Source organism: Halomonas sp. R57-5, assembly GCF_900070345.1.
GTDB classification, from domain to species: Bacteria; Pseudomonadota; Gammaproteobacteria; order Pseudomonadales; family Halomonadaceae; genus Vreelandella; species Vreelandella ventosae_B.
Genome location: NZ_LN813019.1, coordinates 3924041 through 3942522 on the forward strand (window position 1 = coordinate 3924041; position 18482 = coordinate 3942522).

The 18482-nt window shown below is 53.8% G+C and carries 14 protein-coding genes; 6 read left to right on the plus strand and 8 right to left on the minus strand.

Translation table 11 applies throughout. The features are described from left to right. Positions 1 to 2 precede the first annotated feature (2 nt). The 3 genes from HALO_RS18015 (at position 3) to HALO_RS18025 (ending at position 5082) form a co-directional block, all read left to right on the plus strand. Positions 3 to 1847 carry an ABC transporter ATP-binding protein gene (locus HALO_RS18015; RefSeq protein ID WP_050713797.1) on the plus strand — a complete coding sequence of 615 codons (1845 nt, stop codon included), beginning with the start codon at positions 3 to 5 and terminating at the stop codon, positions 1845 to 1847. Positions 1848 to 2012: 165 nt separating this feature from the next. Beyond that, positions 2013 to 3689 carry a methyl-accepting chemotaxis protein gene (locus HALO_RS18020; RefSeq protein WP_035577177.1) on the plus strand — a complete coding sequence of 559 codons (1677 nt, stop codon included), beginning with the start codon at positions 2013 to 2015 and terminating at the stop codon, positions 3687 to 3689. Between the two features lie 160 nt (positions 3690 to 3849). Next, positions 3850 to 5082, plus strand: coding sequence for an EAL domain-containing response regulator (locus HALO_RS18025; RefSeq protein ID WP_050713798.1), 1233 nt, complete (start codon positions 3850 to 3852; stop codon positions 5080 to 5082). On the opposite strand, the gene HALO_RS18030 is transcribed toward HALO_RS18025, so the two are convergent. Next, positions 5007 to 6941, minus strand: a complete 1935-nt coding sequence (locus tag HALO_RS18030; RefSeq protein WP_231896746.1) for an ATP-binding protein — start codon at positions 6939 to 6941, stop codon at positions 5007 to 5009. The two genes, HALO_RS18025 and HALO_RS18030, sit on opposite strands and share 76 nt — an antisense overlap. Before the next feature lie 324 nt (positions 6942 to 7265). Beyond that, positions 7266 to 7781: a molybdopterin-dependent oxidoreductase gene (locus HALO_RS18035; RefSeq protein WP_035577173.1), complete on the minus strand. Its 516-nt coding sequence runs from the start codon at positions 7779 to 7781 to the stop codon at positions 7266 to 7268. Between the two features lie 172 nt (positions 7782 to 7953). On the opposite strand from HALO_RS18035, the gene HALO_RS18040 reads away from it, so the two are divergent. Both HALO_RS18040 and HALO_RS18045 read left to right on the plus strand, forming a co-directional pair. Then, positions 7954 to 8667: a response regulator transcription factor gene (locus HALO_RS18040; RefSeq protein WP_035577172.1), complete on the plus strand. Its 714-nt coding sequence runs from the start codon at positions 7954 to 7956 to the stop codon at positions 8665 to 8667. Between the two features lie 309 nt (positions 8668 to 8976). Then, positions 8977 to 9225: a hypothetical protein gene (locus HALO_RS18045; protein WP_035577169.1), complete on the plus strand. Its 249-nt coding sequence runs from the start codon at positions 8977 to 8979 to the stop codon at positions 9223 to 9225. Between the two features lie 107 nt (positions 9226 to 9332). Here the strand turns inward: HALO_RS18045 and arfA are convergent, their stop codons facing one another. Further along, positions 9333 to 9494: an alternative ribosome rescue factor ArfA gene (arfA, locus tag HALO_RS18050; RefSeq protein ID WP_081899030.1), complete on the minus strand. Its 162-nt coding sequence runs from the start codon at positions 9492 to 9494 to the stop codon at positions 9333 to 9335. A gap of 126 nt (positions 9495 to 9620) precedes the next feature. Continuing rightward, positions 9621 to 10439, minus strand: coding sequence for a 2,5-didehydrogluconate reductase DkgB (gene dkgB, locus HALO_RS18055; RefSeq protein WP_035577167.1), 819 nt, complete (start codon positions 10437 to 10439; stop codon positions 9621 to 9623). A 90-nt stretch (positions 10440 to 10529) separates the two neighbouring features. Between dkgB and HALO_RS18060 the strand changes: the two genes are divergently transcribed. After that, complete coding sequence (locus HALO_RS18060) at positions 10530 to 11789, plus strand: MFS transporter (RefSeq protein ID WP_035577165.1); 1260 nt, start codon at positions 10530 to 10532, stop codon at positions 11787 to 11789. A 21-nt stretch (positions 11790 to 11810) separates the two neighbouring features. Here the strand turns inward: HALO_RS18060 and HALO_RS18065 are convergent, their stop codons facing one another. The 4 genes from HALO_RS18065 to HALO_RS18080 form a co-directional block, all read right to left on the minus strand. Then, positions 11811 to 13526: a bifunctional protein-serine/threonine kinase/phosphatase gene (locus HALO_RS18065; protein ID WP_050713799.1), complete on the minus strand. Its 1716-nt coding sequence runs from the start codon at positions 13524 to 13526 to the stop codon at positions 11811 to 11813. A gap of 69 nt (positions 13527 to 13595) precedes the next feature. Beyond that, positions 13596 to 14405: a formate/nitrite transporter family protein gene (locus tag HALO_RS18070; protein WP_008957727.1), complete on the minus strand. Its 810-nt coding sequence runs from the start codon at positions 14403 to 14405 to the stop codon at positions 13596 to 13598. 32 nt (positions 14406 to 14437) lie between these two features. Further along, positions 14438 to 15331 carry a uroporphyrinogen-III C-methyltransferase gene (gene cobA / locus HALO_RS18075; RefSeq protein WP_035577160.1) on the minus strand — a complete coding sequence of 298 codons (894 nt, stop codon included), beginning with the start codon at positions 15329 to 15331 and terminating at the stop codon, positions 14438 to 14440. Beyond that, a complete protein-coding gene (locus tag HALO_RS18080; RefSeq protein ID WP_035577155.1) occupies positions 15291 to 18044 on the minus strand; it encodes a nitrate reductase in 2754 nt (917 codons plus the stop codon). The genes cobA and HALO_RS18080 overlap by 41 nt, the downstream gene beginning before the upstream one ends. Positions 18045 to 18482 lie beyond the last annotated feature (438 nt).

Genomic DNA, 18482 nt, shown 5'->3' on the forward strand with positions numbered 1-18482 from the left:
TTATGCCTCCTTCTGAAACTACCTCTTCTTCGCCTGTGAGCGGTTTTTTTGGCGTCTTTCGCTATAGTCGCCGTGCCCTGGGCTTGGTCTGGGAAACCTCCCGCTGGATGATGCTGGGCTTAGCGCTGTGTACCCTGGTCGCCGGGGTTCTGCCTGCCGTGGCCGCCTGGGTGGGCCAGTTAATTGTAGACGGGGTGGTGAGCGCGATGGAGGCTCACCAAGCAGCCACTGACCCCAACCTGCTGGTGTCCATTACGCCAGTGCTAAAACTAGTGGGTATTGAAGCCGTTATTATTGCGCTCATCGCCCTTGCCCAGCGCGGCCTTTCGGCCCAGCAGTCTTTGTTGCGCGCGCTACTGGGGCAGAAGGTCAATGTGATGATTCTGGAGAAAGCCGGCCAGCTGTCACTTAGCCAATTTGAGGATTCAGAGCTTTACGACCAACTCACGCGCGCACGCCGTGAAGCCTCTACGCGCCCCCTTGCCCTGGTGAATAAAACCTTTGGACTGCTGCAAAACGCTATCTCACTAGGCAGCTTCGGGGTGCTGCTAGTGCAGTTTTCCCCTTGGGCGCTGCTGATCTTGGTGGCAGGCGCCCTGCCAGTATTTATCTCGGAAGCCAAATTTTCGGGCGATGCCTTTCGGTTGTTCCGCTGGCGCTCACCGCAAACCCGTATGCAGATCTATTTAGAAACGGTGCTGGCAAGGGAAGACAGCATTAAAGAGGTCAAACTGTTTGGCCTTGAAAGGCTATTTCTCAAACGCTATCGAGATATCTTTACCCAGCTATTTGCCGAAGACCGCCGCTTAACGTTACGCCGTGAAAGCTGGGGGTTTCTACTCGGTTTGCTGGGCACCTTAACCTTCTACGCTGCTTACGCTTGGGTAGTGATTGAAACGATTGCCGGAGCGCTTACCCTGGGTCAAATGACCATGTACCTAATGGTTTTTAAACAGGGTCAAGCAGCGCTCTCCGCCAGCCTGACGGCCATTAGTGGTATGTACGAAGATAACCTCTACCTCTCCAATCTTTAKGAGTATCTGGAGCAGCCGGTGGAGGGCGGGGACGGTACGCTCACCCAGGGTACACTGCCCGGCGACGGACTCCGTTTCGAACATGTTAGCTTCTCCTACCCCGGCGGTGCCGATGTTCTTCACGATATCTCGCTGCATCTATGCCCTGGTCAAAGCTTGGCTTTAGTCGGCGAAAACGGCTCAGGCAAGACTACCCTTATCAAACTGCTAACACGTCTCTATCACCCTACCCAGGGGCGGATTCTGTTAGATGGCAGCGACCTACGGGAGTGGAGCACTCAAGCACTGCGTGAGCGCACCGGCGTGATCTTTCAAGATTTTGTGCGTTATCAACTACAGGTGGGCGAAAACCTGGGCGTTGGCGATACCCACGCCTTTAACGACGAACAGCGCTGGCAACGCGCCGCCCAACACGGTATGGCCGATGAGTTTATTACCCGCATGGCCAGCGGCTACCAAACGCAGCTAGGCCGCTGGTTTAAAAATGGTCAGGAGCTCTCCGGCGGCCAGTGGCAAAAAATTGCCCTCTCAAGGGCTTATATGCGCGAAAACGCTGACATCTTGGTGCTGGATGAACCCACCGCCGCCATGGATGCGGCCGCAGAAGCCGAGATATTCGCCCGCTTTCGCGAGCATAGTCGCGATAAGATGGCGATATTGATCTCCCACCGTTTTTCCACAGTACGCAGTGCTGATCTCATTCTGGTTATTGATCAAGGACATATTATTGAACGCGGCACCCATGAAGAACTCCTGGCCACGGCTGGCCATTATGCGAAACTATTTCAACTACAAGCGGCAGGTTATAAATAAACACTTAAACATAAACAATTCTTATTACAATCATGTTTAAATCGTTACACCGCTAATTAAAACGTGGAACGTGAACAAAAGTCACAAGCGTTACAAAGCTATCGACCTTTCTAATACTTTAAGGGTAATGTGCTCTCATGGTTTGACACTACAGGAGTGGCACATATGAACCGTCTTCATCAGATAAAAGTTAAGTATGCTCTTGCCTTTATTAGCGTTGCGTTAGCACTATTGGTTATTGTGGTTGCCGATGCACTGCTGGTTAATATGGTCAAGAAGCGTTTAGATACATTTATCACCAACTATATTCCGGCCACTTCAGCCACACTCAACGGCGACCGAGACCTTTATCAAGCACGCGTTGCTGAGATCGAATATCTGCTATCCGACCCCAGCTCCGAGCGAGCATCTGCGCTTATTGCCGACTTTGAAGAGAATGCTCAGCAGGCTTATGAACGCATGGGCCTCTATGCCGAACTGATGCAGAACTATCCTGAGTTAACCACGCAACTAGCTAACTTTGAAACGCTGTATAACGATTGGAAACAAGAGGCAACGCGTGTTTTTGAGCTGCACCAAAACGGCAATACCGCAGCAGCATTAACGATGCTTTCTGGTTCATCATTAGACGACTTTAATGCACTACGTGATATATATGATGTATCGGGAATAAATATTGAGACAGCCACTTATCAAGCGGAAGCAGCGGTAGTTGATAGAATCCAAGTTCAGCAAACATCCACTATTATCGTTGCATTAATCATCTTTATTGCAGCGACGCTTATTGCTCTACTAGGCCCATTAATGATGTCCCGGGCTATTCGCCAAATTAGTAGACGTATCAAAGAAATCACCGAGGGTGATGGTGATTTAACTGCCCGTATTGAGAGCCAACGTCGCGATGAAATTGGTGAACTCGCTCAGCAGTTTAATGGCTTTATTAAGCGCATTGACGATACGCTACAGTCAGTTAGCAACAGTACAGTTAGCCTCCAGCATGCCTCAACGGAAATTGCCAAAGGCAGCCAGGAACTTTCGGCACGCACTGAACAAGCCGCTGCGAATTTACAGCAAACCTCTGCTTCTATGGAAGAAATTGCAGCGGTGGTTAACAACGCCTCTGACTCTGCCCAACAAGCTGATCAACTAGCACTTTCAACCAAGGAGCTCGCACAACAGGGCTTACACTCCATGCATAGCGTCGAGCAGACCATGGATACCATTAACGACTCTTCAGCTGAAATCAGCAATATCGTTAGCCTGATTGATAGTATCGCGTTTCAAACCAACATCCTGGCGCTGAATGCGTCTGTAGAAGCCGCACGAGCCGGGGAACACGGTCGGGGCTTTGCAGTGGTGGCTCAGGAAGTACGTATATTGGCCAGCCGTTCCAGTGATGCCTCAAAGAGTATAGCTACGCTGATCAATACGTCGTTAAGCCGCACAAAATCCGGCGTCGACCAAGTTAAGCAAACCGGCAACACCATGCAGGAGATGGTAAAAAGCATCGAACGTGTGGCTGACGTGATTGCTGAAATTAGTGCCGGTGCTAAAGAGCAGAGCGTGGGTATAGGCCAAGTCAACGACGCGGTCAATGAGCTGGACAGCATGACCCAGCACAATGCCTCCATGGTTGAAGAGACCAGCGCTGCCGCCGCTGAACTCAGTGATCAAGCGAACCGGTTGAGCACTCTAGTGGGCGCCTTCAAACTCAGTAATAGCGATGAACAAGCCCTTTTTGGCAAAATAGCGCCTTCCTCAATGGTTAATAAGCCCTCGACTACGCCTGCCGCTCCGCGTCGTTTGGTGAGCACCCAGCCACCCGAGTGGGAGTCCTTCTAAGTATTCTCGGCTTCTCTCTCCCTAGGGTCTTGATAAGGCCCTAGGGGTTTAACCATTTGCTTTCAAGGCATGCGCTTTTCCAGCCACCGCGCCACGCGATAACCAATAGCCAATAGCCAATAGCCAATAGCCAATAGTAAGGGTCATCAAAGGAACCTCTATGCTGTCGAATGCGTTAATTATTGATGATGATCCGGATGTTCGACTGCTCGGCAAGACACTGCTCAGTCAACACGGCTATGAGGTACTAACGGCAGGTAGCCTTGGAGAGTTAGTGCGCCAGCCTGCGCTACTCAATGCGGAGCTTATTTTACTTGATTTCGGATTGGGCGAGTTTACGGGCCTAGATATACTCGACTACCTGTACGATTTGCGTATAAAGGCGTCAATCCTATTTATTAGCAGTTGTTCACAAGAAACCGCCGCGCTGGCGATTACAGCGGGTAAGACAATGGGTTTTCACATGCTCGGTTTTCTAGCTAAGGACAAGCTATTCACGGATCTAGCATCATTCCTTGAGCTATTAAAAAAAGCTCCCAAAGCCCCCACAAGCGATGAATTGGCGAGGGCTATCCAGGACAACCAGCTGTTTCTCGCCTATCAGCCCCAAATAGACCTTCAAAACAACCACGTTATCGGGGCCGAAGCACTGGTACGCTGGCAAGATCCCCAACGCGGGGTACTGTACCCCGATAGCTTTATTCCCTTGGCCGAGCAGAGTGACCAGATGGKTTCACTCACCTGGTACGTGATCGAGCTTGCCTTACAGCAACAAGCCCAGTGGCAAGCGCAAGGCTGGCACTTGAACATCTCGATTAATATACCAGCAGCCTTTATTCAAGCAGAAGGCGTACTGGAAGCGTTTGATCAGCTTACCCAACGCCACCATGCGGTGCTTAGCAAGATTACCCTGGAGCTCACTGAAACAGCCGGCGTTGAGTGTTTGGGCTACGCAAACTATGTGCTTAAAGCATTGCGGCAACGCGGTTGCCAACTGGCGTTAGATGATTTTGGCACCGGTCACTCGTCGTTAACTCAGCTCTATCGATTGCCTTTCAGCGAACTCAAAATTGATCGTAGCTTTGTGTCACTGATCGACCAGGACAAAGAAGCACTGGTGATAACAGCGTCGATTATCGACTTAGGCAAACGACTGGGACTGACCGTGGTCGCTGAAGGTATAGAAACAGCGGCGCAGCATGCTCTTCTCGCTGAAGCGGGGTGTCCGGTTGGGCAAGGTTACTTTCTCTCTCGCCCTTTAACCGCCGCTGCCTTTAATGCCTGGATGTGTGAACGTTCACTGCCCGACGTGATGACTCAAGAAGAGAGCATGTTTGCCCGCTGCAACGCTTGCTGTGTAGAGGTATGCAGCGCCACTAAACGCTCCAGATAGACAGCCAATTCGCTGAACGGGGCGTCTGAAGCCGCTTGCTCCAATTGGCTGGCTTGTTCAGCAATCGCCGCACAGCCGAGCGAAGACGCAGCACCCTTGAGKGAGTGAGCCTCTTGGCACAAGGCKGGACGATCCTCTGATTGCCAGTAGGCGTTAAGACGGGCACTACGCTCACCAAGCCGCGTTAAAAATGTCGTCAGCAGTGCCTCCAGCGCTCTTGGCTCAAAGGTGCTTTTCAGCTCTTCACAAAGGCGCTTATCGAGCACCTGAACGGCGCCGGCGGTGTCACCCAGTGATTTGGAGCTATTAGACGAGTGAACGTGAACGCTATCAGCCGCTAAGGTTTCGGCATTAGAGAGATAGCGGCAGATCACCAAGTACAGCTCATCCCGAGTAAAGGGCTTATGGATCATATCGTCCATACCGCTTTGCATACAGCGTTCGCGGTGCTCAGGCATCACATTGGCAGTCATCGCTACAATCGGCAGCCGGGGTAACTGATGCACGGTTTCGTAATCGCGCCACCGTTGGGTGGTTTCGGTTCCATCCAGCTTAGGCATCTGCATATCCATTAAGACCAAATCGACCCTGCCATGGTCTACTTTAAGCTGGTCAAGTGCTTCCAAGCCGTTCTCTGCGATGGTCACCTGCTGGCCAAGGCGTTCCAGCATCACCCGTGCTACCGTTTGGTTTAGTGGGTTATCCTCCACCACTAAAATATGCTGCTTAGCAGTGAGTGCGAGCTGGCTATCACCGGCTTGGTAAGCTGTCAGTAGTTCGGTTTCCGGCATGCTAACGGAGAACCAAAACCGACTGCCAAGCCCATGCTGGCTGTTAACCCCGATCTCCCCCCCCATGGCTTCGACCAAGCGCTTACAGATCGCCAGCCCAAGCCCTGTACCTTCATGCCTACGCGCCATGGAGGTATCCACTTGGGAGAATGCCGAGAACAGCTGTGCATGATCCGTGTCAGCGATACCACAACCGGTATCGTGAACTTCGACGAGGATATTGTCGTCTCCAAGTGGCTTTACTTGGCATTTAACGAAGCCCTCTTCTGTGAACTTCAACGCATTATTGATTAAGTTCATGATGACTTGACGCAGCCGTGCGATGTCGCCCATCACATAACGCGGTAGCAAAGGATCGATAGTATAACTAAAGGTGACCTTCGCCTTCGGCTCGCGCAGCGTGTAGCTTTCACATAGCTGGTCGATGCACTGATGGAGGTCAAACGGCTGACAGTCCAGATCAAGACGTCCAGACTCAATTTTGGTGTAATCAAGAATATCGTTAATCACCGCACGCAAATTCTCCGCACTGCGCTTTAGCGCGGCTAAATACGTCGCCGCGTTGGGTGTTTTCACCTCTTCGCTTAACAAATCCGCCATACCCACTACACCATTCAACGGGGTACGGATCTCATGACTCATTACGGCCATAAACTCAGATTTTGCGAGACTTGCTTTCTCTGCTTGCTTGGCAGCCTCATTTAACTCTTGGCTCTTGGCTTCTAACGCTTGAGCCTTGCGATCACTTGAGCGACGTTCCAGAATCAGCGCGCGAACCAGCATACCGCCTGACAACATTAACAGGACAATAAGCAACAGCACCAATCCGTAGAGGCGCGTCAATGTGCGGTGTTCCTCACTATGCATATGGGAGACATGGGCGTTGGTTTCGACCAAAATGGTACCGGTGAGCCGCTGTAGCTCACCCGCTTCCTGCAGGAGGGTAGCCGTTAAAGCGCTATTTAAATTGGTAGGGTTGTCCCATAGCGTTTCGAGTAGGGTTTCCATCTCTAAAATGCGGATTTGAGTTTGTCGAATGATCTCCTCAATATTTTCAAGTTTCGCCACGATTTTTCCTATTTCACCTTGAAAAAAAAGTGACTGTCGGCTGAAGAGGATTTCATAACGCAGCAACACGTCATCAACCGTAGCTTTCCCAGTACTCGTTTCGAATAGCGATAGGCGTAATTCGCGCACCTCTCGATCAAACTGATACCCGGCCCATAATAAGTTTTCGAGCAACCGATTCTCCAGCTCATGCTGACGGTTATAAATAACCCCACCGGTAGTAAGCGCAGAAAGAAAAAAAAGGATCGCCGAGAATGTAGCGACCCTCGTACTACGGGAAAAATAGAACTTAAAAAAGGCCAGCATGACAGCTACTCGGTTATATTATTCAATGTCAATTCTCGCCACCTGCCACACAGAGCGCGAGAATATCTCCTCATTTAGAAGCTCGGGATGCTTGTCAAAGGGGTAAATAACAAATAGTGGCCCCTGATCACGAATTCGCAATACTTCTCCGTTTGCCTGCATGGCTAGAATGACATCGTAATGCTCAAAATCACTGAGAGGTACTGTCGCCGCGTATTCATTCAACGCTATTACGCGAACATTCGCCCCCTCGGCACCGGCGGCTTCCAAGATAGCTCGCCCCAATGGGCCAGAGAAGCGCATCAAGCCATCGTGCCAGGGCGTACGGGTAACCGTTTCGTGCTGCCCCAATGCCTCTAGCATCGCTTTATCAAAATGGGCTTCATCACCCACATTTGGCTGACCAACCTTACCACTCACCACTAACATTACCGGGCCTTCAGGTGCTTCCAGGGCTATAGCATGAGTCGACGGCAGAGCAATGCTCAACGCGACGATAAAAGTCCTAAATTTAAGAACCAAAGAACGACGCATGAAGCTGCACCTCAGTATTAGCGATTGAAAGTGCAAGGAGTATATATCGGCCGTCTGCGAGCGAACTGTAAACCTTTGTGTCAACGCATCATTATCAACTAAACTTTATGCATGAGTTTTCCACGTCTACGCGTGTGACGTTTATAAGACGACAATAAGGGAAATCACCATTATGCATATTGGCGTACTTGAAGATGATCTCGACCAGCAGGCCTTTATTGAGCAGTGCTTACTAACGGTAGGCCACCAGGTTTCTTTATTTACTCGCGCTAGCGAGCTTCGTCGCGCGACACAACAACACAGTTTTGATTTGCTGATTATCGATTGGCGTCTCCCTGACAGCGACGGTATGGATGTTGTTGCCCATCTGCGCCAACACGACAGCTGGCGCGGGCCAATCCTGTTTATTACCGCCAGTCAGGGTGAAGACGACGTCGTGAAAGCACTCGAACAGGGCGCAGATGACTTTCTCGCTAAACCCCTTCGCCCCAGTGAGCTTATTGCCAGAGTAAGCGCACTAGGTAGGCGCTCAGGGTATGCCACACCGCGCCCAGCGCTGACCTGCCCCGACACCTTTACCCTGCATACCGAGGAGCATTACATCAGCGTGGCCGGTAACGCCGTGGATTTAACCGAACGTGAGTATCGGTTAGCTGCACTCTTCTTCTCAAAAATTGGTGAGTTAATTACCCGCGCGCACTTGCTAGAGCTGGTATGGGGCATCAAAGGGGACGTTTCGACGCGCACCGTGGATACCCACGTAAGCCGCCTACGCCGAAAGTTAGAGTTGGATGGTCGTCATGGCCTGCGTCTGCGCAGCGTTTACCAGTCGGGGTATCGCATGGAGACCTGCCAAACCACCAACATAGAACAAGTGGCTAATTAGACTTGACGCTCCCATAAACATCGGTTAAAAGATAAGGGCTGCCTTTAAAAAGGTAGCTCTTTTTATTAACCAGATTTTCAAAGTAAGACTTTTCAGAGAACCTCATTATGCGCTGGCAAATCCCCGCGACACGAATGAATAAGCTGTATCGCATTATTAATAATGCGGTATCAACTTATTGTTGTCGCGCGCCAGATATGTAGTGAGAAAATTGGCCGCGGCAGGTGTCGCGGCCATGTGATTTATCGTTACCTTTGATACTCCCTGATCGCGATGTTGCCCGGCCTCCTAACCCAGGAGACCTACCCCATGGCAATCGCAACAATGACTCGCAAGCTACTCAACGCGTTAAAGCACTCGCGCACTCAGCGGCGTTTTTATGAAGACCCACGCTTTCACGATCCGCACCTGTTAAAAGATATCGGCTTACGCTGGGAACAGGGCCAACTGGTATCCATTCATGGTGTAGAGGAGCCAAGCCAACGCAACCAGCGCCATCAGGCTGAAACCCGCGATGCCTACGAAAAATGTCCACATTGCGGGAGTAGTTTGGCATAGCCAACGCCCCGGTCACAGGACGTGGCCGGGGCGTTCGATCGTTTCAGGGTATAACAGAGATATAGCCAAATCGCTTATTTCAAACGGCTTAGCTTAAACAAGCAAGCTCAAGCGGCTTGGCTATATCCCTGCTTGACTCCTTTCTCGGTAACCCGGCCTTTACGAGAGTAACTGCCCTTACCTTTTTTCGGGGTTTGCTGCTGCATTTTAAACATTGGCGTCCGCAGCTGCGCTTTTAAAGCGTTGTCTTTTATCTTGCGCTGTTTCATCGTTTTCTCCGTTCTTTTTTTAAAGATGCCTGCTTGGCAGGCATCCACTACGACACACACTATCAATTGAAGTTCATCTATTAGCGTCCATCGTTTAGCGTTTCAAGCCTTGGTAATGCATTCCCCTTACTCATCCCAGGCAGGCGCAATTTCCGGGTTGGCAATACGCTCTTTACGATCCAGCTTGGCGATTTCAGCCATTTCGCTTTCGCTCAAGACTAAATCAAAGGCGGCGATGTTGCTTTGAATATTACGCGCCTTAGTGGAAGATGGAATGGTAATCATATTGCGCTGTTTTACCCAAGCAAGGGTAATTTGCGCGGGCGTGACGTTATGCGCCTCGGCGATCTGCTTAAGGGTCGGGTCGTCCATTACTTTGCCCACGGCCAGTGGCATAAACGCAGTGATCTGAATACCGTGCTGCTCGCAGTGAGCAACCAGTTTACGGTTCTGTAAGAAAGGATGAACCTCGATCTGGTTGGTGAGAATTTCACCTTTGCCCAGAATGCTGACCGCTTCGTCCACCTGTGCGCAGGTAAAGTTGGAAATACCAATGTTGCGCGCCTTACCCTCGGCTTTCACTTCTTTAAGCGCCGTCAGGTAATCGACCATTGGCACTTCGTCCTTAGGGGACGGCCAGTGGATTAACAGCAAGTCGACATAATCAGTGCCCAATTTCTGCAGACTTTCGTCCACGCTGGCTTTCAGCGTGGCGGGCTCTAGCTTATCGAACCACACCTTGGTGGTTAGGAAAATATCGCTGCGCGGGATGCTGCTATCGCGAATTGCTTCACCCACACCGGTTTCGTTACCGTAAAACTGCGCCGTGTCGATGTGGCGATACCCGGCCTCAAGCGCCGCGTGAATACTCTGTTTGAGCGTATCGCCTTCCAGGCGAAACGTACCAAAACCGGGGTTAGGCATCACATTTTGCATCATTAACATCCTTTTCTATTGATAGCGTGTTAACTAACATGGGGTGGCTACGGCACCACTTCAACCCTTTGCTATTGAAACTCTTACCATGATGACGCCATGACCTTCGCTAACGAAACATCCGCCAGCGACGAAGCGCCCTTACTCCCGCTTCACCGCCAATCAGGCTTTTTAAGTTTTTTGCTGTCGCGATTAGCCGCGGTATTTGCCATGCAGATTCAGGCCATTGTAGTGGCTTGGCAGGTTTACGATATCACCAGGGACCCGATGGCACTGGCCTATGTGGGTTTGGCGCAGTTCCTGCCAATGGTGCTATTGCTGCTACCTGCAGGGGATTTCGTTGATCGCTTCTCGCGCAAACGTATTTTGCAACTTAGCTGGATGGTGCAAGGGCTATGCAGCGCCCTGCTGCTGACCCTTTCGCTGAATGAAAGTCATAATGTGGGCGGCTATTACGCTGTTCTGGCGCTGTTTGGTGCCGCACGCGCCTTTACCGGTCCTGCCTTACAAAGCTTGCTGCCCAATATTGTGCCCCGGGCGCAGCTTGCCTCTGCGATTGCCTTGAATAGCTCTATCATGAAAATTGCCGTGATCGCCGGCCCGTTATTGGGCGGCATTCTGTATGGGTTAGGCGGTGGCAGCCTTGCCTACGGCGTGTGCTTAGGCTGTTTTATTGCGGCACTTGTGCTGCTGCTCCCGGTGCCCATTCGCTACGCTGAAACCGCCAAAATACTGGAAAGCACTGCCATAAAGCGCTTTACCGCAGGTATTCGTTACATCCGCCATCAGCCGATTATTTTGGGCGCCATTTCGTTGGATCTGTTTGCCGTGTTATTGGGTGGCGTCGTGGCGCTACTGCCTATCTACGCCCAGGAAGTGCTGCACGTTGGGCCGGAAGGGTTAGGCGCGCTGCGTAGCGCTATTGCGGTGGGCGCCCTCCTAATGGGGCTCTACTTAGGCATCCGCGGCATTCAGCGCCGCGCCGGGTGGGTAATGTTTATGGCAGTGGCGATTTTTGGCATTGCCAATCTGGTGTTCGCCGTTTCAACGATTTTTTGGCTCTCCCTGATAGCCATGTTGGTGGCGGGCGCCGCCGATATGATTAGCGTCTACGTGCGCATGACGCTGATTCAGCTTGCCACCCCAGATGAGATGCGCGGCCGCGTGAATGCCGTCAACATGTTGTTTATCGGTTCCAGCAATGAGCTAGGCGAGTTCCGCGCGGGCAGCATGGCAGCAGGGTTTGGCGTAGTGCCTGCGGCCATTATTGGCGGCGTGGGCACTTTGGCGGTGGTCGGCGCCTGGATGAAGCTGTTCCCAACCTTGCGCCGGGTTGACCGTTTTGACGATGCGCGCTGATAACACTGCATCCCACCATCATTAACGCACTAACAGAGCAATCACCACAATAGCCAGCGCTAGCGATACACTTTTCCAGAACAGCACCGGATCACGTTCCAGCAGCGGTAACTGGGCGCGCTTCAGCATGTCTGGGCTTGGCGAGCGTAGCTCGAAGATAAACTCCGAAAGCGCCGGAAAGCGTTTGTGGGGAGTGGGATGTAATGCCTTTTTGAGCACCTCATCCACCCAGGCGGGCAGTTCACGGTTTTCGCTAAGCGCCGATTGGTAGGCAAGCTTATGCTGCGCCGCCTGGGTGCGGGTTTTAGCCACCTCGGTGCCATAGGGCAGCGTGCCGGTTAGCATCTGATAAGTGATCACCGCCAGGGAGTATTGATCCGAAAGGGTCGAGCCCCCTTCGCCCAGAAAGTACTCTGGCGCGGTGTACTGGGCGGTGCCAAGGATATCGTCGCTAGCCGCACTGCCCTCTTCAGCGATCCCCGCCACCTTGGCAGCGCCAAAATCGATCAGCTTTACCGTACCTTGGGTGTCGATCATAACGTTGTCAGGGCGTAAATCCTGATGCAGCATTTCCAGGCGATGAAAGGCGCGCAGCCCCTTGGCGATCTGCTCGACGAGGGGCCGCACACTGGCCAAATCGGCATCCGGATGGTCGCGCATCCACTGGGTCAGGGTTTGCCCTTCGATATACGCCAGCACGGTATACAGGTAGTGGCGTGGCCGCTGTTGGGCAGGCGCTTTAAGCACGTGCACATTATTGATACGCCGGGCAATCCACTCCTCGCGCACGAACCGKTCAATGCTTGCCGGATCTTGGCTTAGCTCAGTCGAAAGCGTTTTTAGCGCGACTTTTTCACCACTCTCTATCTCTTCCGCCAGAAAGACATGGCTGCGGCTGCTGGCATGCAGCTGGCGCACAATGCGGTAGCCATCCAGTTCGCTTCCCTCACGCAACTCAGGCGGCTGCGGTAACGCGCCTAACGGCGCGTAAAGCTCATTGGAGTGACGTTCAGGCAGGCTATCAATGCGCACAATCTGTACGGTGAGGTTGTCATCGCTGCCGTTATCGAGGGCAGCAGCGATCAGTGCCTCGGCCGCCGCGTCCAGATCGCCCCAGTGGGCATGAATCAGCGCGACCATTTCGGCACTGGTCAGCCACTCATAAACACCATCAGTGGCGAGTAAAAACACATCACCGGCACTTAACGATACCGGGCGATAATCCAGCTCCAGATGCTGGCTGGCTCCCATGGCGCGGCTTAAGTGGCTGACTTCCCGCGAGGCCCAGAAGCGGTGATCCTCAGTTAACGGCTCCAGCGTATTGCCAGAGAGCTGATAGATACGGCTATCGCCAACATGGAAAAGGKGCGCGGTGGTGGACTTAATCACCATCGCGCTCAGGGTACACACATAGCCACGGTCCAGGTTGTAGCGATACTGGCTCTGGCGGGTTTGGGCGTAAAGCCACGCATTGGTGGCCTGCAGTACTCGTTGGGCAGAGGTTTTGACCGTCCAGGTCGCCGGGGTAGCGTAATAATCCGTCAAAAAACCGCCCACTGCCGCCTCGCTAGCCTCGCGGCTCACTTCGCTGCTGCTGATCCCATCCGCCAAGGCTATCGCAATGCCTTTAGTAGAACGCTGAGGTTCAGTGGGCAGGTAAACGCCATAAAAATCCTGATTGCTTGGCTTGCGCCCTTTATCAGAGTGCTGGCCGAGCGAAATGGTCAGCGCTGCCATTATGCTTCCCCTAAAAAAAGCCTCCGCCGCAGCGAAGGCTTGGTCAATGACAAACGGCTACCTATCAAATCATAGGGCTTTTTGCGGCGCGGTACGCACGTGAGTGGTGTAGAGCGTGAGCCCCGTTAATGCCAAGCCACCGATCAAGTTACCCAGCACTACCGGAATTTCGTTCCAGATCAGGTAATCCATAATCGAGAAGTTACCGCCCATCATCAACCCGGAGGGGAACAGGAACATGTTGACCACCGAGTGCTCAAAGCCCATACCGAAGAACAGCATAATCGGCATCCACATGGCAATCACCTTACCGCTCACCGTGGTTGAGATCATTGCCCCCACTACCCCCAGCGACACCATCCAGTTGCACAGTATGCCGCGAATAAAAATCGTCGCCATGCCGCCAGCGCCATACTCTTTATAACCGACGGTGCGCCCCTCTCCCACTTCGCCGATCACCCGCCCTACTTCGCTGGGTTCGGTGCTAAAGCCGTAGGTGAACACAATCGCCATGAGAAAGGCGACCGTTAATGCCCCACCAAAATTACCGATAAACACAATGCCCCAGTGCTTGAGAATACGATTAATCGTCACCCCAGGCCGTTTATCCAGCCACGCCAGCGGCGTTAACACAAATACCCCGGTCAGCAGGTCAAAGCCCATTAGATAGAGTATCGAGAAGCCCACCGGAAACAGAATCGCACCAATAATCGGGTAGCCGGTTTGCACCGCCACGGTCACCGCAAACACCGCCGCAATGGCCAAAATGGCTCCCGCCATAAAGGCGCGAATCAGCGCATCGCGGGTAGACATATGCAGCTTGGCTTCGCCAGCATCGACCATCTTGGTGGCAAATTCGGCAGGCAATAAATAGGACATAGAGTGCGTTTCCTTTGTTGTGAGTTTCAGGGTCAGATGAGAGGTGAAGCGCAAACATCAGTGATTTTTACAGCAGGCGTGGTGGCGACTCGCTGCACAACGCTGCCCACTACAATCAAACAGGGGGATGGCAAGGGAGTGGCGGCGAGTTGCTCGGGCATATCTGCAAGCGACCCCACCAGCGACTGCTGCTCGGGCTGACTGGCATTGGCCACCAGCATGATCGGCCACTCATCCGGCAGGCCTGCCTGGCGCAGGCCGTGACAAATCGCGTCGACCTTGGAAAGTCCCATATAAAACACCAGAGTTTCATCCTTACGCGCTAGCGATGACCAATCCGGAGTGCCATCTTCGCGGCATAGCTGGGCCGTCACAAAGCGCAGCTGCTGCGCATGGCCGCGATCGGTGAGCGGAATGCCCATACAGGCTGCGGCGGCTGAAGCAGCGGTGATCCCCGGCACAATGGCCGTGGGCACCTGGGCGGCGGCCAGGGCATCCAGCTCTTCGCCCATCCGCGCAAAAACCGCCGGGTCGCCACCTTTCAAGCGCACCACCGATTTACCTTCGCCGGCGAGTTTTACCATCAGCTCACCGATCTCAGCTTGGGGTACGCTGTGGTGACCGCGGGCTTTMCCCACGTAGTAGCGCTCGCTGCCGTTAGGAATCAGCGCCAGCACGTCATCCCCTACCAAGCGGTCATACACGACGGCGTCGGCCTGCATCAGTAAGCGTGCGGCCTTGAGGGTTAACAGCTCTGCATCGCCGCTGCCCGCGCCGACCAGGTAAACCTGCCCGGCGCGGCACTCGCCACGCAGTGGCAAACGTATGTCTGCAGCCTGCTGAACCAACGGCGTTAGCGCGCGGTGAGACAAGCGCATAAAGGCGTTAAACCACTTCTGTAGCAAGGGGTTGCTTAGTGCGGGCATTGGGCCGCTCCTCTTCAATCAGTGATTTCAATTCAGGAATACAGCTACCGCACTGGGTGCCGCAGGCGAGCCTAGCGCCCAACGTTTCTACGCTGGTGTCGCCCTCTCGGATAGCATTGACGATGGTGGTTTGGCCCACCTGGTGGCAACTGCACACAACCGGGCCGGTATCCGCAGCGCCGTCGTCGCAGCCAGCCAATAGACGCCGGCGGTGAGTATCGCTCAGCGCTGCATCGCTAAAGCGCGCTTGCAGCCACGCCAACCCTGGCAACTCACTGGGTGGGCCAACCATTAGCCACCAGCGCAACTGACCATTTTCCACGCAGGCAGCGCGTAGCCGTCCGTTAGTGGGGTCTTGGCTGACCACCGAGACGTCCCCAGGTAGCCACGCTTTCATCTGCGCCAACCAATCATTGACCGACTGTGTATCGGCAAGCTGCCAGCGCTGGCAGCCCGCCATGGGAATCCGCGTCCAATAATGGTTCGCGCACCACGGCGTTAATTCCGTTACGCCATCGGCCACCAGCAGAGTCGCCTGCCACTCAGTGGCGAGGGGTGCCAACGCTACGGCGCCGTGTTTCGATTCCGGCTGCCCAGAGAGCGGGTCGGTAATACTGTCGATCAGCGCGCTGCTTCTGGCCTGCTGGGTGAAGCAGTCAGTCCAGTGGATGGGTACGAAGACCTCACCGCGGCGCTGGGCGTTGGAGACCCGTACCCGGGCGCGAAATTCGCCTTTCTCGGCGGTTAGCACCGCCAACCCCTGATCGGTAACACCGGCGGTGTGGGCATCGTCCGGGTGCACGTCCATAAAGGGTTCGGCGCGGTGATTCATTAACCGCGGTGAGCGAGCGGTGCGGGTCATGGTGTGCCACTGATCACGAATTCGACCGGTGTTCAGCCGCAGCGGGTAAGCGGCACTCAGCGCCTGTTCAGGCCCTTGGGGATGGATCGCCAGCAGCTTGGCGCGACCATTGGCGGTGGCAAACTCGCCATGCTCAAACAGTCGAGCAGTGCCATGGGGTGCGGCCGTTGTGACCGGCCATTGAATGGGGGCTAAGGCGTCGTAGCCATCCTGGCCCAGACCCACCAAACCCGATATATCAAACAACCGCTGCGGGCTGCCAGGCACCGTGCTGTTATCAATACTGTTTTCAAGCCCGTTTTCAAGCCCGTTTTCAAACCCAGAGAGACGCGCGTGCTCGTCGAAAATCTCCCAGGGGTGAGCGTAGTTAAACGCCTCGGCAAAACCCAACCGTTTCGCCACCTCACACATTATCCACCAGTCGTGGCGGGCTTCACCTGGGGGCGGCAGCATGCCCCTCTGGCGAGAGATACGCCGCTCAGAGTTAGTCACGGTGCCGTCTTTCTCGGACCAACCCGAGGCGGGCAGCACGATATCCGCGTAGGGCAGCAGATCGGTGTGGGCGGCGCACTCGGAAACGATGACCAGCGGGCACTTTTCCAACGCAGCGCGAACCCGCGCCGCATCGGGCAGACTAATGGCGGGGTTGGTGGCCATCACCCACAGCACTTTTATTTCACCGCGCTCGATGGCTTCAAACAGCGCTACGGCTTTATGGCCCGGCTCTTCCGGCAGGATCGGTGTAAGGCTGTCGGTAGCCCAGAAGCGGCTGACCAAATCCAGGGCGCCTGGGGTGTGGTAATCCATATGCGCGGCTAACTGGTTGGCCAACCCGCCTACTTCGCGGCCCCCCATGGCGTTGGGCTGGCCAGTAATAGAGAACGGCCCTGCCCCCGGCAAGCCGATTTTGCCGCCGGCCAAGTGGCAGTTAATAATGGCGTTGCACTTATCGGTTCCGCTGGCGGATTGATTAACCCCCTGGGAGTAGAGTGAGACCACATGCAGTTGGCTAGCGAACCAGTAATAGAAGGTTTCCAGCCGCTCGGCGTCAACATCACAGGCCGCCGCTACCTCCGCCACCGACCCCGCCGTTTGTTGCGCGGCTTCCAGGGCCTCGTCGAAACCTTCGGTATGGCGCTCAAGGTAGAGGGTATCGAGCTTGCGCCGCTTTGCCATCCACGCCAGCAGGCCGTTAAACAGGTAAGCATCGCTGCCTGGTTTAATCCCCAGGTAGAGGTCGGCGATTTCGCAGCTGTCGGTCACCCGCGGGTCGATCACCACCAAACGCATCAGCGGATTGCGCTCTTTAGCGACTTTAATGCGCTGATAGAGCACCGGGTGATTCCAGGCCAGGTTAGAACCCACCAGCACGATCAGCTCTGCCTCTTCCAAATCTTCATAGTTGCACGGCACCGCATCGGCACCGAAGGCGCGCTTATACCCCGCCACCGCCGAGGCCATGCACAGCCGCGAGTTGGTATCCAAATGGGGGGTGCCCAAAAAGCCTTTAAACAGCTTATTGGCGACGTAGTAATCTTCAGTCAGCAGCTGCCCCGAGAGGTAGGCCGCCACGCTGTGATGACCATGCTCGGTGCGCAGGGTGTTTAAGCGTTCGGCGGTGGTGCTTAGCGCGGTGTCCCAAGAGACCTCAACACCATCGACCCGAGGATGTGTCAGGCGGCCCTGTTCGCCCAGGGTTTCGTGTAGCGCAGACCCTTTGACACACAGCCGCCCGAAGTTAGCCGGATGCTCGCGGTCGCCCTCGACAGCGCTTAGCGTGCCCGCTTCAATGGTTGCCGTCACGCCACAGCCGACACCGCAATAGGGGCAAGTCGTTTTGGCCTGAGTCATAGCTACTCCTCGGGTTGCTAATTAACGCCACGCATAAAAAAACGCCCAGTCCCTTTCTCTAAGGCGCTATATAAACGCATTAAGAGAAGAGGGCTGGACGTCGTTGCCGCAGCGCACCTTCGTCGGTGCAAAATTTACATTAATTCAAACAGCTACAATTTAAACAGCTACACATTTTCTAACGGCTAGTTATTTTTCGAACGGCTTTGGAATTGTTCGCTGCCATCGCCTAACAATGAGCGCTTATCACTTGTTAACTAACTTGTTGCTTAGTAAAGATGCAAAAGCCAAGCCTAAAACCACCTCATTAAAAATTAATTCATAAAAAACAAATATTTAAAAATTAAAAAACAGTAATGAAGCGCTCGTTTTAGCACTCATCGCGGGCGAAATGGTGTGTGAGAGTGCAAACCACCCCACTTCTCGCACCATCACTGT